The organism is Pseudomonas sp. NFACC02 (assembly GCF_900110765.1).
Classification (GTDB): domain Bacteria; phylum Pseudomonadota; class Gammaproteobacteria; order Pseudomonadales; family Pseudomonadaceae; genus Aquipseudomonas.
The window spans coordinates 83,059-95,973 of sequence record NZ_FOEO01000008.1 but is presented as its reverse complement, the minus strand read 5'-3'; the positions used below and the strand labels follow the sequence as shown (position 1 = coordinate 95,973).

Here is a 12,915-nt window from a genome sequence, read left to right as displayed (position 1 = left end):
GATTGTGTGGGGAACTAGCTTGTCTACGCCTGTCGAACCCTTGCGTTTGCTGCTTCTGGCGGACACGCCGGAATGGTCAGCGTTATTACGCGAGTGCCTGGCGCCCCTCGGGGATGCCGTGTTTCTTGACTGTGCGTCGAGCTGGGACGCTATTGGCGACCCCGCCGATCCCTCGCACGCGTTCATTCTGTTCACCACCCCCGCGCTGCAACCCGCGGCGGGGCAGTGCAGTTGGCCAACCGTTCTGCTGTTCGACGCCGAACCTGACGTGGACCCGGTGGGTGTTGCGGACTGGCTGGTGCGCGAGTTCCTGACCCCTCAAAGCGTGCGCCGTTGCCTGCGTCATGTCCGCGAGCGCGGTTTACTGGAAAACACCCTGCAACGCCTGGCCGAACAGGATCCGCTGACCGGCATCGCCAACCGCCAGGGTTTCCAGACCTTGCTCGCGGCACGCCTGGTCGAGTTCGACGGACGCGGGCTGGCGCTGGGGCATCTGGACCTGGACAACTTTCGCCGCGCCAACGACGCACTCGGCCATCAAGCCGGTGATCGGCTGATCCTTCAGGTGGTGGCGCGTTTGAAAGGCCAGCTCGAAGCCTGCGATCAACTCGCGCGGCTGGGCAGCGACGAATTCGCCCTGCTGATCGACACTCGCCGCGCTCCTGAACGCGCGGAGTGGATGGCCGAGCGCATCACCGAGGCCTTGTCCGAGCCCTATTGGGTCGACGGCGAAAGTCTGTTGATCGGTTGCAGCCTGGGCATCGCCCACGCCCGTGCCGACGCGGGCGCCGATCCCTTGATGTGGCATGCCCACATCGCCATGCAGCAGGCCAAGAGCACGCAGGGCTGCACTTTTCATGTTTTCAACGAACGCATCAATCGCAATGCCCGCAGCCTCGCCGATCTGGAAAGCGAGCTGCGCCGGGCGTTGCGTCGCGACGAGCTGGAGCTTCATTACCAGCCACGCCTGTGCCTGAACACCGGGCGTATTCTCGGGCTTGAAGCGCTGGTGCGCTGGCGCCATGCCGAACGCGGATTGCTGCCCCCGAGTGAGTTCGTGCCATTGGCCGAGCAGAGCGGGTTGATTGTGCCGCTGGGTTACTGGGTGATTTCCCGGGCACTGCGTGACATGCAGACACTGCGCGAGAACGGCCTGCCGCCGCTGCACATGGCAATCAACCTGTCGTTCCGGCAGTTTCAGGACAATCAGTTGCTGACGACCCTGAGCCGTTTGATCGAGGATCGAGGCGTGGACGCACAGTGGCTGGAGTTCGAACTCACTGAAACCGCCGTGATGCGCCGCAGTGATCTGGTCAAACAGACCATGGATGCCCTGGGCCGACTGGGCGTGCGGTTTTCGCTGGATGACTTCGGTACGGGGTTCTCGTCATTCGTGCACCTGAACAGCCTGCCGATTACCTTGCTCAAGATCGACAAGAGCTTCGTCGGCGAGATGGGGCAGCGCGAGGAGAACCGCAAGCTGGTTCACGCCATGATCAATCTGGCGCATAACCTGAGCCTGGAAGTCGTCGCTGAAGGCGTTGAAACCCCGGAACAACTCGCCTTGCTGCGCAGCTTCAACTGCGATCAGGCGCAGGGCTACCTGATCAGCCACCCGCTGGCGTTGCCTGAATTGCTCGATTATCTGGTGTTCGATGAGGGCAAAGGGCGTTTGACGCAGGGTGTGTGATTTCCACGCATTTCCCTGTATCAGCCCATTACCGCCACGCCCGTCGCCTCTTTGCGCAACAGCTTCGTGGTCTTGCGCTCGAAGGCGTAGGTCAGCGCAACCGCCGAACATAGCAGGCCCAGCGCCAGGCCCCACCAGACGCCCTCCGCGCCTTGATGCGCGAGAAAACCAAAGCCCCAGGCCAGCGGTGCGCCCACGACCCAGTAGCTCGCCAGGCCGATCAGGAACGTGGTTTTTGCATCCTTGAACCCTCGAATCGCACCCATCGCAATGGTCTGCGTGCCGTCGAGAATTTCGAACCAGGCAGCAATTGCCAGCAGTTTCACGGCCAACTCCACCACACCCTGGTATTTCGGATCGTTGACGTCCACGAACAGGCCGATGACCGCGTGTGGCGCGACCCAGAACAGAATGCCGAACGACAACATCAGCAGGCCGCCGAAGCCAATGCCCATGCGGCCGGCCGTACGCGCCAGCAACAGGTTACCCGCGCCGTAATGCAAACCGATACGCATCGTCACCGCGTAGGAAATGCCGACGGGAATCATGAAGGCCATCGAGACCGATTGCAGGGCGATCTGGTGCGCCGCCATCTGCGTGCTGCCCATGGCGCCCATGCAAAAGGCCGCGAAGGTAAACAGGCCGACTTCCACCGCATATGTCCCGCCAATGGGCAGGCCCAGACGCCAGAGTTCCTTGAGGCACGTGCGCGACAGGTTCATCAGGTCTTTGTGAATCGGATACGCCGCATACGCCTTGTGATAGCGAATGTGCAGCCACAGCGCCAGCGCCATGCTGTTGGTCACGACGGCGGTCACCAGTCCGATCCCCATCAGGCCCCAGTGCGGCAGGCCGAACAGGCCGTGAATGAAGGCATAGTTGAGCCCGAAGTTCATCGCGACGCCGATCAGGCTGATGACCATGACCGGCGTTGCACGGCCCAGTGCGCTGGTGAAGCCACGCAGCGCCATGAAGCTCAGCAAACCGGGAAGGGCAAACGGCAGGGTGATCAGAAACTGGCTGGCCATGTGCACGTTGGCTTCGTCCTGCCCGAAGTTCAGCAGGATGGGCTCAAGGTTCCACAGAATAAGGGCGGCGACCAGCGCCATGCCCCATGCCAGCCAAAGCCCGGCCTGGGTCAGACGGGTTGCGCCGGCGTCATCGTTCGCGCCTTTGCGAATGGCGACCAGCGTGCCGACCGCCGCCATGACGCCGACGCAGAAAAACGACACGAAGTTGTAACTGGCAGCACCCAGGCCGCCACCGGCCAGAGATTCGGGACCGAGCTTGCCCATCATCACCGTGTCGGTGAAGACCATCAGCATGTGCGCCATCTGGGATGCGATCAGCGGCCCGGCCAGGCGCAGGATGATCCACAGTTCTTTGAAGGCGTGCTGTTGCATGGGTGTGCGCTCGGAGGTGGAAGCATTGATGAGCGGCTTATTGTGGTGATTCGGGCGACAATGCACAAAGGGATAAATACGATCGGTTGCATGAGTAAAACTCATCCTGGGCCATTTCCGGTAAAGTCGCACGGGTCGCCTTCATGTACTGAGGACACTGTTCAATGCCTCGTAGTCTCCCGCCCTTGTATGCATTGCGCGCATTTGAATCCGCTGCTCGGCACGCCTCCTTCACCCGCGCAGCCGAGGAACTTTCGATCACTCAAAGCGCGGTCAGTCGTCATATCCGAACGCTGGAGGAGCACTTCGCCTGTCGTTTGTTTCGCCGAAACGGTCGCAACCTTCAGCTGACCGAGGCCGCGCGCGAGCTGTTACCCGGCGTGCGCGAAGGGTTCTCGGCACTGGAGCGGGCCTGCAGTGCGTTGATGGCCGAGGAGGGGATTTTGCGCATGAAGGCGCCGTCGACATTGACCATGCGCTGGCTGCTGGCGCGGCTCAGTCGCTTTCGTCATTTGCAGGTGGGTAATGAGGTGCAACTGACCAGCGCCTGGATGGACATCGACCACGTCGACTTTACGCAGGAGCCGTTCGACTGCGCTGTCCTTTTGAGTAGAGGGCATTTTCCGCCGGACTGGGAAGCGACCTATCTGTTCCCGGAGCTGCTGATTCCCGTGGGATCGCCCAGCCTGCTCGATGATTCGTCGTGGGATGTCGAGCGACTGGCCAGTGCGGAGCTTCTGCACCCCACGCCGGACCGGCGCGACTGGCGCAGTTGGCTGGAGCGGATGGGGTTATCGGATCAGGTGTCGCTCAAGGGCGGGCAAGTGTTCGACACGCTGGAGCTGGGGATGATCGCGGCGGCGCGCGGCTACGGGGTTTCCATAGGCGATCTGCTGATGGTGGCCGAGGACGTGATTCAGGGACGCCTGAGCCTGCCGTGGCGAACGGCGGTGGTCAGCGGCGAGAACTATTACCTTGTCTGGCCCAAGACCCGGCCGGGCGGCGAGCGTTTGCGCCGACTCAGCGACTTTCTGCAGAGCGAGGTGCAGGCGATGGAGTTGCCGGATGTGACCATTCTGGAGTGATTTTTTCGCTGCAGACGCTGTGTGTCGATGCGGCCACTGCCTTACGAACGGCGGTGAACCCGGAGAATAGCAACAACGCGCCACCAGGCTTTTCGTCCTAAGACCGTGTGTAGGACTCAAGTATTGTTCATATCAGCCGAATGGGTAATTGCAAAACCGGTTTGTTTCAATCGGTTCATCGACACCCTCTATTAGATTAGTCCGAATGGTATTCCTGAGATCAGGACGATCCGGTCGTTCGGCAAGGAGTCTTCATGTCTCAGCCCCGTGCCCGTATTGCCTCGCAACTGGGCATTGCCCTGGCCGTCATCCTGGCCGTTGTCATCAGTGGCAGTACCCTGTTCGCCCTGCGATCGCTGGACACAGCGAACCTCGCCATCCGTGAGGAGCACATGGGCAGCGAAGCGCGTTTGCTGGCCGACCAGTTGAACACCTTCCACAGTACCTTGCGCGACAGCACTCAACGATTGAGCGGACTGTTCGAGAAGCGCTTCAGCGGCCTCACCCTTAATGCAGATCAGCAGATCGCTGTCGCAGGGGTGCAGACGCCGGCGTTGCTGCTCAATGGCAATGCCCTGAACAACGACTTCGCCGAAGTGGACGATTTCAAAAAGATGACCGCAGGCGTGGCGACCGTGTTCGTGCGCAACGGGGACGATTTCATCCGGATCAGCACCTCGCTGAGCAAACAGGACGGGTCGCGTGCGATCGGCACGACGCTGGACCACAAACATCCCGCTTACGAGCGTCTGCTGGCCGGACAGGAGTATGTCGGCCGGGCCTTGTTGTTCGACCGTCTGTACATGACTCAGTACAGCCCGGTGCGTGACAGCAGCGGCAAGGTCATTGCGGTGTTGTTCGTAGGTTTTGATTACACCGACGCGCAAAAGGCTCAGTTCGACAACCTCAAGAATTTCCGGATCGGTCAGACCGGCTCGCTGGCACTTCTCGACGAGCAGAACAATTGGCTGGTCCCGCCGGCGGGCGTGAAAGATCTGGATCAAGCGAGCAAAACCTTGTCCGGGTTCGTCAAGACGCCCGGTAAAGGGCGTTTCTGGCAGGACGCGGGCAACGATTTCTACACCGTCGCGGAGCCCTTCTCGGGCGGTCCGTGGGCCATTCTGGCGATCATGCCCAAGGACGAAATCAGCGCCGTGACCTGGAGCGTCGGAACGCAGTTGGCGATCGGCAGCCTCCTGGCGATGTTGATCGCTGTGGGCGCGGCCATCTGGCTGCTGCGTAGCAAGCTTCAACCGTTGTCGGACCTGGTGACTCAGGTCGAGGCCTTGGGTGCGGGCGATCTCAGCGCTCGCCTGAATGTCACGCGTCACGACGAGATCGGCCAGTTGGCGGCCAGCTTCAACAAGATGGGGCAAGCGCTGGAGAACATGGTGTCGCACATTCGCACCGCAGCGCAGGAAGTCAGCGGGCGCGCGCATGTGTTGTCCGGCTTGTCCGGTGGCGCGTATGAGGGCATGGAGCAACAGTCGGGCGAAATCACCAGCATGGCGGGTGCCGTCGAAGAATTCAGCGCGACAGCCCTGACCATCGCCGACAACATGGGCAGCACCGAACGTATGGCGCAGGGCAACGCCCAGCAAACACGCATCGGTCGCGCATCCATGGAAGAAGCGTCCGCTTCGCTGGAGCAGATTGCAGCTTCCCTGGGCAGCACGGCTGCCGTGATCGACACCCTTGGCCAGCGCTCACAGGAGATCGGCGGCATCGTCAGCGTGATCACCTCCATCGCCGAGCAGACCAACCTGTTGGCCCTCAACGCCGCCATCGAGGCCGCGCGTGCGGGTGAGCAGGGTCGTGGTTTTGCGGTGGTCGCCGATGAGGTTCGCAATCTCGCCTCGCGCACCCGCCAGGCCACCGACGAAATTTCCGGCATGATCTCCAGCATCCAGCAGGAAACCAGCAACGCAATCAACACGATGGAACAAGGCAATACGCTGATGCAGGAAGGTCTGGCGCGCAACGCCAAGGTGGCCGCCGCACTGGAGCAGATCGACGAGCAAAGCCGCTCGGCCGGCGAGCAGTTCGCGTCCATCACCACCGCGACTCAGGAGCAAAGCAACACCGCCACCCTGCTCAGCGCCAACCTGCAAAGCATCGCACTCGCCAACAGCGAACAGCGTGAAGTGGTGTCGAATCTGGCGGTCACGGCGCAAGAACTGAACGCGCTGGCAGCGGATTTGCGTAAGGAAGTGGATCGGTTTCGGTGAGTATTGACCGCCCTTTGCTTAGACGGCTGGCCGGTGGATGCAGGCTGGTCGGGCGTTTAGGTATCGGGTGCTTGCGGCCACCATTGAGCCGCGTGCAAGACACGAAGTATGGTGATGGCTTGTGACGTTTCTGCATAGATCACCAGATAGTTTGGCGCTACCACCATTTCTCTCGTCCCCTGTCTCTCTCCCCGCCTTGTAAAGGCGAGGGTGAGTGGGCAGGTGCGCGATTCGCGAATCTATTTCCTCTTTAAGCCGCCAAGCCGCAGCAGGATCGTCATCGGAGATGTAGTCGAGAATTGCCAGTAAATCGGCTTTGGCGTACTTGCTCCATTCAACTGTCAGCACCACGCTTCCTTCTGAGTAATGTCGTTGCTTCGGCCATGACGTCCTCATGTGAGGTCTTCGGGCCTGTGTCTTCCATGGCTTCGCGTACTTTTGCCCTGAACCATTTGTCGTAGGCCTCCGCGTCGCTGGTAAACCCGGCTGGCAGGGCGCCTTCTTTCGCTACTCTGGTGAGCAGTATTCGCACGGCGTCAGAAACCGTCAGGCCGAATTTCGCCAGCGTTTCTGCGGCTTGGGTTTTGAGTTCGTCATCGATTCGGACGTGCAACATCGAGGTTTGAGTGGGCATCGTTATCTCCTCCGAAAGACTCACTATGTATCTCATTTGAGATACAGGCAATGAGTCTTTCAGCTTGTCGACGGCCGATACTGCAATGCTTCGGCGATATGGCTTCTCGAAATGGCATCGACGTCTTCCAGGTCGGCCAGCGTCCGCGCAACTTTCAGCAGCCGGTGTGCGGCCCGCAACGACAGGTTCAAGCGCTCACAGGCGGTTTCGAGCCAGGCTTCGTCTTCAGCGAGCAGCGCGCAGTGTTCACGCAAAGCGGGTAAGTCGAGAAACGCATTGGCGCAACCTTGGCGCTTGTTCTGACGCTCACGGGCTTCGGACACACGCTGCGCGGCACTGCCACTGGTTTCGCCGCCTTGCGCGGTGGCGGCCAGGGAGGTGGTTTCGCGGGCGACCGTCAGGTGCAGGTCGATTCGATCCAGCAATGGACCAGAAAGTTTGTTGCGGTAGCGCTGAATCTGGTCAGTTGAGCACCTGCAGCGGCCAGTCGGCTCGCCATGATAGCCGCACGGACACGGGTTCATCGCGGCAACAAGCTGGAATCGCGCCGGGAAACGAACGCGATCCCGGGCTCTTGAAATGACAATGTGCCCGGACTCCAGCGGCTCTCGTAAAACCTCCAATACGCGTCGGTCGAATTCGGGCAATTCGTCCAGAAACAGCACGCCGTGATGGGCGAGGGTGATTTCGCCGGGTTGCGGGCGACTGCCACTGTAGGATACTTAAATTGCTGCGACGTGTAGCATCTGGGGCCCAGACCCGCCTTGAGGGCGTTCAGAAATTGCTGCGACGCCATACCTAAATAGCTGCGACGGACCTACAAATGGTTGGAAATAGCTGCGACAAAACTAGACCGAGCCCCGTGCGCTCCATCAAACCCACCAGACGCAGTGTGTCGGGCGTTTTCCCATTCCGTGATGAAGGCGGCATTCGGTATGAATCTCTGCTTGAACGAGATTTCCTTTTGCGTACGGAGTTTTCGAAAGACGTGCTGGCGATCATCCCTCAGCCAGTGAGCCTTCCGTTTGTGACCAAGGGCAGGCAATACAGCTATACGCCTGACTTCTTGGTTTATTACCGCCTCGGAGACCGACATCCCGATGACTATCCCAAGCCCATGCTCGTTGAGGTTAAACCTGAAGCCGAATGGCGGCAGCATTGGCAAAACTGGTTACCCAAGTGGAAGGCTGCTTGGCGCTATGCGAAGGATCAGGGTTGGTCCTTTCACATCCACGACGAGTCCAGAATCCGCGACACCGCGTGGCAGAACATTAGTTTTCTGGAGCGATATGAGCGCATGACGTTTGCGGTCGAGGAAAGCGACTGGATCATCAACACTGTTCGAGAGATGGGCGTCGCTCCGGTTCACTATCTGCTGGCCAAACACTCGTGTGCTCATTACCGAGGCCAGGGGATCAGTCATCTCTGGCATCTCATTGCTACTCGGCGGCTGGTTTGCGACATCCGTCTGCCCCTCAATGACTTTCTTGAAGTGTGGGTGGCCTAGTGATGGGTGACGATACTAAGGACGTCACGACGCCCTACGAACCGAATCGGCTCGATGTGCCGATCGAGGTGGGCGCGGTGGTTGCTCACGGCGACTCTGCCTACCGTATCTCGCAGGTCTTGGATTTCCGGACTGTGGTGGGGATTGATCTTGAGTCGGGTCGGGCTGCCGCGTTGCCTATTGGCGCTTTGAAGGCAGTTAAGCGAGAGAGAGTCGAAGGTCTCTACGCGAATTACGACATGGCGGTGATTGGAAGCGAAGATTGGGCTGAAGCCAAAAGGCGTTACCAGATCATTGAGCCGCTGCTTGGCAGCGTGGTGGTTGGGCGGGCTGAGGTTAAGGCCAGGGGTGTTGAGTTTGGAGTCGATACTGCCACTGTTTACCGTTGGCTGGACCGATACAAGCAGTGGGGAGAGCTGCTGGCGCTGATTCCACGTAAGCGAGGTTGGAAGGAAGGGAATTCAAGAATTTCAGACGCTGCTGGTCAGATCGTTGAGGAAGTGATCCTGAATTATTATCTGCAACGACACCGACCGACTGTGCCGAAAACCATCGAGAGAATTAAGGAAGCCTGCGAGGCTCAGAACATCACGCCTCCCGGCAATACCGCTATCAGGGCAAGGCTTAAGGGCATCCCTGATAAAGATTACCTGCGCGGACGTGGGTTTGCTGAAAAGGCCCGGAATAAATACAACCCCACCCCCGGCTCATTCCCAGGTGCGGACTATCCGCTCGCACTCGTTCAGATCGACCACACACCCATGGACATTTTGCTGGTTGACGATGTTCATCGGAGGTCAATTGGCAGGGTGTGGATCACGTTCGCAATCGATGTCTACTCCCGGATGATCACCGGTTACTACCTTGCGCTGGATGCTCCCGCTGGCATCTCGGTAGCAATGTGTGTGGCCCACTCCATACTGCCGAAGGAGGAATGGTTGACTGCCCATGGTGTCAATGGAGAGTGGCCGGTTTGGGGCAAACCAAAAATTCTGCATGCGGATAACGGTGCCGATTTCCAATCAGAGGATGTCGTCAAGTCTTGCTCCAACTACGGCATCGAAAACCGGTTTCGACCAGTTAAACGACCTCGCTATGGCGCGCACATTGAGCGCTTGATGGGGACGTTTGCGCAGACTCTCAAAGACATGCCGGGCAGAACGTACAGTAAAAAGGAAGACCGAGACGGCTATGACTCTGAGAAGCATGCGGCTCTAACCTTTGATGAGTTTGAGACTTGGTTGATCAGAGAAATCCTGATCTACAACGAGTCCTACCACTCCAAGATTTACATGAGTCCCAGCAGAAAATGGCACATCGGGATTTTTGGTAATGCGGATCAGGATCCATTGGTGGGCGTTCCACAAAGGCCTACCGACCCCTTCACTTTGCAAAGAGACTTTCTGCCTGCATTCGAGAGAACAGTCCAGCATTACGGGGTACAGATCGACGTATTCTATTACTCCGAAGCCTTGAGGCCATGGATCAATGCCATAGACAACGTTTCTGGCAAGGCGCGCACGTTCGTATTCCGGCGCGACCCGCGCGACATCAGCTTTATCTGGTTTTTTGATCCAGTCTTGAAGCAGTATTTCAAGGTCCCGGTTTCTAACCAGTCGTTCCCGGCCGCCAGTGTTTGGGAGTTCAGAGCCGCCAAAAAGCGCGCGATTGATGAAGGCCATGCCAACATCAATGAACTCTTGATCAAACGCTATATTCTCGAAAACCGTGAGCTAGTGGCTAAGTCTGAGGCTCAGACAGCGAAAACCAGGCGCCAAGCTCAGCGTCACCGTGTGCATGCAAAGGGTAAGACTCCGGCTCAGCCCAATCCGCAACTTCCTAAGATCGCGCCTGCACCGGTCAACGACCTTGCCAATCTGATTGATGGCGACCTGGATGACTTTGGGGATATCGCATGACGGACTACAACCATATCCACCCTGAATTTCAACCGGTCGCGCACTTGTCGGCCCAAGAGCGCATTGATTTTCTGTATCAGAACCGCTGGGTAGGCTATCCGGTAGCCCAAAAGCTGATCGATTTGCTGCGACTTCTCATGACCCTTCCAACCCAAACTCGGATGCGTAACTTGCTGGTGGTCGGGGACTCAAATAATGGCAAGACCACGATCATCAAGCGCTTTGAATCGTTGCATGGCAAGGGCTTTGTAAACCCAGATGGGGAGGCTGTTAAGCCCGTCATCGTTATCGAATCGCCTCCGAAGGCAGATGAGCGATCGCTTTATTGCGCCATTTTGGAGAAATTCTGGACGCCATATCGGGCCACAGATGTCGTTGCGAGGCTGCGATACCAGGTCATTCATCAGATGCGTGATTGCCACGTCAGGTTGCTCATCATTGATGAACTTCACTCGATGCTGACGGGTACGGCCCGACAGCAGCAGGAAATGATGAATGTCATCAAGCTTCTTTGTAATGAGCTCGGTATCTCTGTGATCGGAGTCGGCACTGAGGATGCAGTTCGTGTGCTGCACACAGACGCACAGCATGCCAGCCGATTCGAGGTCTTCCCGCTGCGCAACTGGGAGAAGGGTATCGATTTTCAACGGTTCCTGAAGGGGTTCGAGTCCGTGCTTCCATTACGCGAGCCTTCAGGCATTTTTCAACCTCACCTGACTGGCTTGTTGCACGGCATCTCCGAAGGAAACACGGGGAACCTGCATACGCTTCTGGTTGAATGTGCCAAGGAAGCGATCAGTTCTGGGAAGGAGAGAATTGATGCCGACATCATTCAGAGCAAATCATGGGTGAAACCTACTCGTGGCATCCGGAATTTGATATAGCCGGCGCCCTCTGGCCTAGAGCCCGAAATGTTTTACCAGATGAGCTCCTCTCTTCTTGGTTGATCCGCAACGCTTTCGCGCATGGATGCTCGCCTATGTCACTGACTGGAAGCCTGTGGCCTAGCTGGCGGTGCTGGACGGTGGATCTGGATAGGGGCTTGTCTACTCAGCAGATGAGCCCTCTGGCTAGGCTTTCGGGCGTTTCGGATGAGCACATTAGCCTCTGCACCCTGCAGCCCATCTCGCACGTTTTGAATCCTGGTATTGGCACTACAAAGGGGGTGTGGCCTTGGATTCTCACGAGGGGATTTAGCAACCGGCGACCAATTGGTGGATTGCAATGCTGTCCGTTTTGCTTCTCTGAGGGAGTCCCGTATTACCGGATATCCTCCAGGCTGGCGTGGCACACCTGCTGTGAGAAGCATCTGTCTGCGTTAATTGACTCATGCCCCGCATGTGGAGCCTCGTTGCAACCTCACATGCTGGAGCAAGAGGGGCCGGACTGCGGTCATTGCCATCGCTGCAAGAAACGCTTGGACGCCGAAATCGGCGGGCTAGGGTTCGCTGCAGGAGCGCTGGCCTTTCAGAGGGCCGCTGACGATGCGCTACGCGGAAAGGGGAGAGAGGGGGCTTTTTCCTGCGATCCGTATGATTGGTTTTATCGGGCTCGCTTCGTCCTGGGTATCTTGAGAGTGTCCGCCACCAGCGGATCAAAGACATTCTTGGCCTTCAGGCGAATATTCAATATCGGTGCAGTAGCTCGCCCGATTTCCGGCCTTCCGCTAGAGATGCTTCCAGTGCGGGATAGGATGGATCTGTTGGCGGCAGCATGGAAGATAATGGAGACGGGAGAGGGGCAGATAGAAGAGGCCATCCTGGCGAGCTCGATCCCTCGTAAGTCTTTGATGGTGCCGGCGGGAGAAATCACAGTACGCGTGAAGTCGCTACTTGATCGACTGCCAGTGGGGGCCACCCGAAAACGCTCATCCCCGGGCGAGCGGTCCCCCGCGTCGAAGCGCACAGTGGAAAAGCTATGGGCAAGGTTGAAAAGGAAGGTCTGGCGAGATGGTTGAGAGTCATGGGCATGGAGAGGGCAATTGTGCTTCGTGCGATAGGGTCATGCAGGTTGCGCATAAGGTCTATCTGACCAAGCGCTATTGCAACACGTGCTATGCGCGACTGTTCAAAGCGCGGCTGTGTCCGGGCTGCGGAGAGTCAGCTCGTCTCGCGACTTTTCATGCCTCGGCGGTCTGTGATTCATGCATAACTTCGGCCCCGTGTGTCAGGTGTCGGCGTGCGGGCAGACCTGTAGGAAAGCTGACTGCTTACGGTCCAGCCTGCAATTCCTGCGCGCATTACTTTACGGTCCCACGACATTGTCAGGTTTGCGATGTGCTCTCGACGCGACTGTCCGCAAAAATCATCAATGGTCAGAATCTAAAATGTTGCCCCAGGTGCGCCAACCCATCGGCCACCTGCCCTTCTTGTAGGCGACACCGGGTCTTGGTTGATGGACGCGACGGGGTTATGGAGTGCAAGCGGTGCGCTGAGACGGGGGAAATTGC

At 58.3% G+C, this 12,915-nt stretch carries 10 protein-coding genes and 2 pseudogenes; 8 read left to right on the top strand and 4 right to left on the bottom strand.

The window, feature by feature from the left end; all coding sequences use genetic code 11:
* Positions 1-19 precede the first annotated feature (19 nt).
* Entirely contained in the window at positions 20-1,690 is a 1,671-nt protein-coding gene (locus BMY73_RS09750; protein ID WP_092406736.1) for a putative bifunctional diguanylate cyclase/phosphodiesterase, read from the top strand.
* A 20-nt stretch (positions 1,691-1,710) separates the two neighbouring features.
* Here the strand turns inward: BMY73_RS09750 and BMY73_RS09745 are convergent, their stop codons facing one another.
* Positions 1,711-3,093, bottom strand: coding sequence for a NorM family multidrug efflux MATE transporter (locus BMY73_RS09745; RefSeq protein WP_092406840.1), 1,383 nt, complete (start codon positions 3,091-3,093; stop codon positions 1,711-1,713).
* Between the two features lie 164 nt (positions 3,094-3,257).
* Here BMY73_RS09745 and BMY73_RS09740 point away from each other — a divergent pair, with 164 nt between their 5' ends.
* From BMY73_RS09740 to BMY73_RS28830, 3 genes and pseudogenes are all read left to right on the top strand, one after another.
* A complete protein-coding gene (locus tag BMY73_RS09740) occupies positions 3,258-4,178 on the top strand; it encodes a LysR substrate-binding domain-containing protein (RefSeq protein WP_092406734.1) in 921 nt (306 codons plus the stop codon).
* Positions 4,179-4,432: 254 nt separating this feature from the next.
* Positions 4,433-5,551 (top strand): annotated as a pseudogene (locus tag BMY73_RS28835) (Cache 3/Cache 2 fusion domain-containing protein); the annotation flags it as partial.
* The gene (locus BMY73_RS28830; RefSeq protein WP_370588169.1) at positions 5,546-6,406 is read left to right on the top strand and encodes a methyl-accepting chemotaxis protein; all 861 of its coding nucleotides are present in this window, start codon (positions 5,546-5,548) and stop codon (positions 6,404-6,406) included. The pseudogene BMY73_RS28835 and the gene BMY73_RS28830, both read left to right, overlap by 6 nt.
* Positions 6,407-6,424: 18 nt before the next feature.
* On the opposite strand, the gene BMY73_RS09730 is transcribed toward BMY73_RS28830, so the two are convergent.
* The 3 genes and pseudogenes from BMY73_RS09730 to BMY73_RS09720 all read right to left on the bottom strand — a co-directional run.
* Positions 6,425-6,802, bottom strand: coding sequence for a type II toxin-antitoxin system RelE/ParE family toxin (locus BMY73_RS09730; RefSeq protein WP_256571161.1), 378 nt, complete (start codon positions 6,800-6,802; stop codon positions 6,425-6,427).
* Positions 6,741-7,040 carry a type II toxin-antitoxin system RelB family antitoxin gene (locus BMY73_RS09725; RefSeq protein WP_062379724.1) on the bottom strand — a complete coding sequence of 100 codons (300 nt, stop codon included), beginning with the start codon at positions 7,038-7,040 and terminating at the stop codon, positions 6,741-6,743. Before BMY73_RS09725 ends, BMY73_RS09730 begins: the two co-directional genes overlap by 62 nt.
* Positions 7,041-7,099: 59 nt before the next feature.
* A pseudogene (locus BMY73_RS09720) lies at positions 7,100-7,750 on the bottom strand (ATP-binding protein); the annotation flags it as partial.
* 233 nt (positions 7,751-7,983) lie between these two features.
* On the opposite strand from BMY73_RS09720, the gene BMY73_RS09715 reads away from it, so the two are divergent.
* The 4 genes from BMY73_RS09715 to BMY73_RS28825 are packed head-to-tail and all read left to right on the top strand — an operon-like array spanning position 7,984 to position 12,423.
* Positions 7,984-8,547 (top strand): TnsA endonuclease N-terminal domain-containing protein, encoded by a 564-nt coding sequence (locus tag BMY73_RS09715; RefSeq protein ID WP_092406838.1) that lies wholly within the window; start codon positions 7,984-7,986, stop codon positions 8,545-8,547.
* A 2-nt stretch (positions 8,548-8,549) separates the two neighbouring features.
* The gene (locus BMY73_RS09710; protein WP_092406730.1) at positions 8,550-10,466 is read left to right on the top strand and encodes a Mu transposase C-terminal domain-containing protein; all 1,917 of its coding nucleotides are present in this window, start codon (positions 8,550-8,552) and stop codon (positions 10,464-10,466) included.
* On the top strand, positions 10,463-11,350 hold the full coding sequence (locus BMY73_RS09705) for a TniB family NTP-binding protein (RefSeq protein ID WP_092406728.1): 888 nt from the start codon (positions 10,463-10,465) through the stop codon (positions 11,348-11,350). Before BMY73_RS09710 ends, BMY73_RS09705 begins: the two co-directional genes overlap by 4 nt.
* Entirely contained in the window at positions 11,311-12,423 is a 1,113-nt protein-coding gene (locus tag BMY73_RS28825; RefSeq protein WP_092406726.1) for a TniQ family protein, read from the top strand. The genes BMY73_RS09705 and BMY73_RS28825 overlap by 40 nt, the downstream gene beginning before the upstream one ends.
* The last annotated feature ends 492 nt before the right edge of the window (positions 12,424-12,915 follow it).

Bases quoted from the DNA above. Each gene is read 5' to 3' on its own strand.
- BMY73_RS09745 (WP_092406840.1), bottom strand. From the start codon at position 3,093: ATGCAACAGCACGCCTTCAAAGAACTGTGGATCATCCTGCGCCTGGCC.
- BMY73_RS09740 (WP_092406734.1), top strand. From the start codon at position 3,258: ATGCCTCGTAGTCTCCCGCCCTTGTATGCATTGCGCGCATTTGAATCC.
- BMY73_RS28830 (WP_370588169.1), top strand. From the start codon at position 5,546: ATGGGGCAAGCGCTGGAGAACATGGTGTCGCACATTCGCACCGCAGCG.
- BMY73_RS09730 (WP_256571161.1), bottom strand. From the start codon at position 6,802: ATGAGGACGTCATGGCCGAAGCAACGACATTACTCAGAAGGAAGCGTG.
- BMY73_RS09725 (WP_062379724.1), bottom strand. From the start codon at position 7,040: ATGCCCACTCAAACCTCGATGTTGCACGTCCGAATCGATGACGAACTC.
- BMY73_RS09710 (WP_092406730.1), top strand. From the start codon at position 8,550: ATGGGTGACGATACTAAGGACGTCACGACGCCCTACGAACCGAATCGG.
- BMY73_RS09705 (WP_092406728.1), top strand. From the start codon at position 10,463: ATGACGGACTACAACCATATCCACCCTGAATTTCAACCGGTCGCGCAC.
- BMY73_RS28825 (WP_092406726.1), top strand. From the start codon at position 11,311: ATGGGTGAAACCTACTCGTGGCATCCGGAATTTGATATAGCCGGCGCC.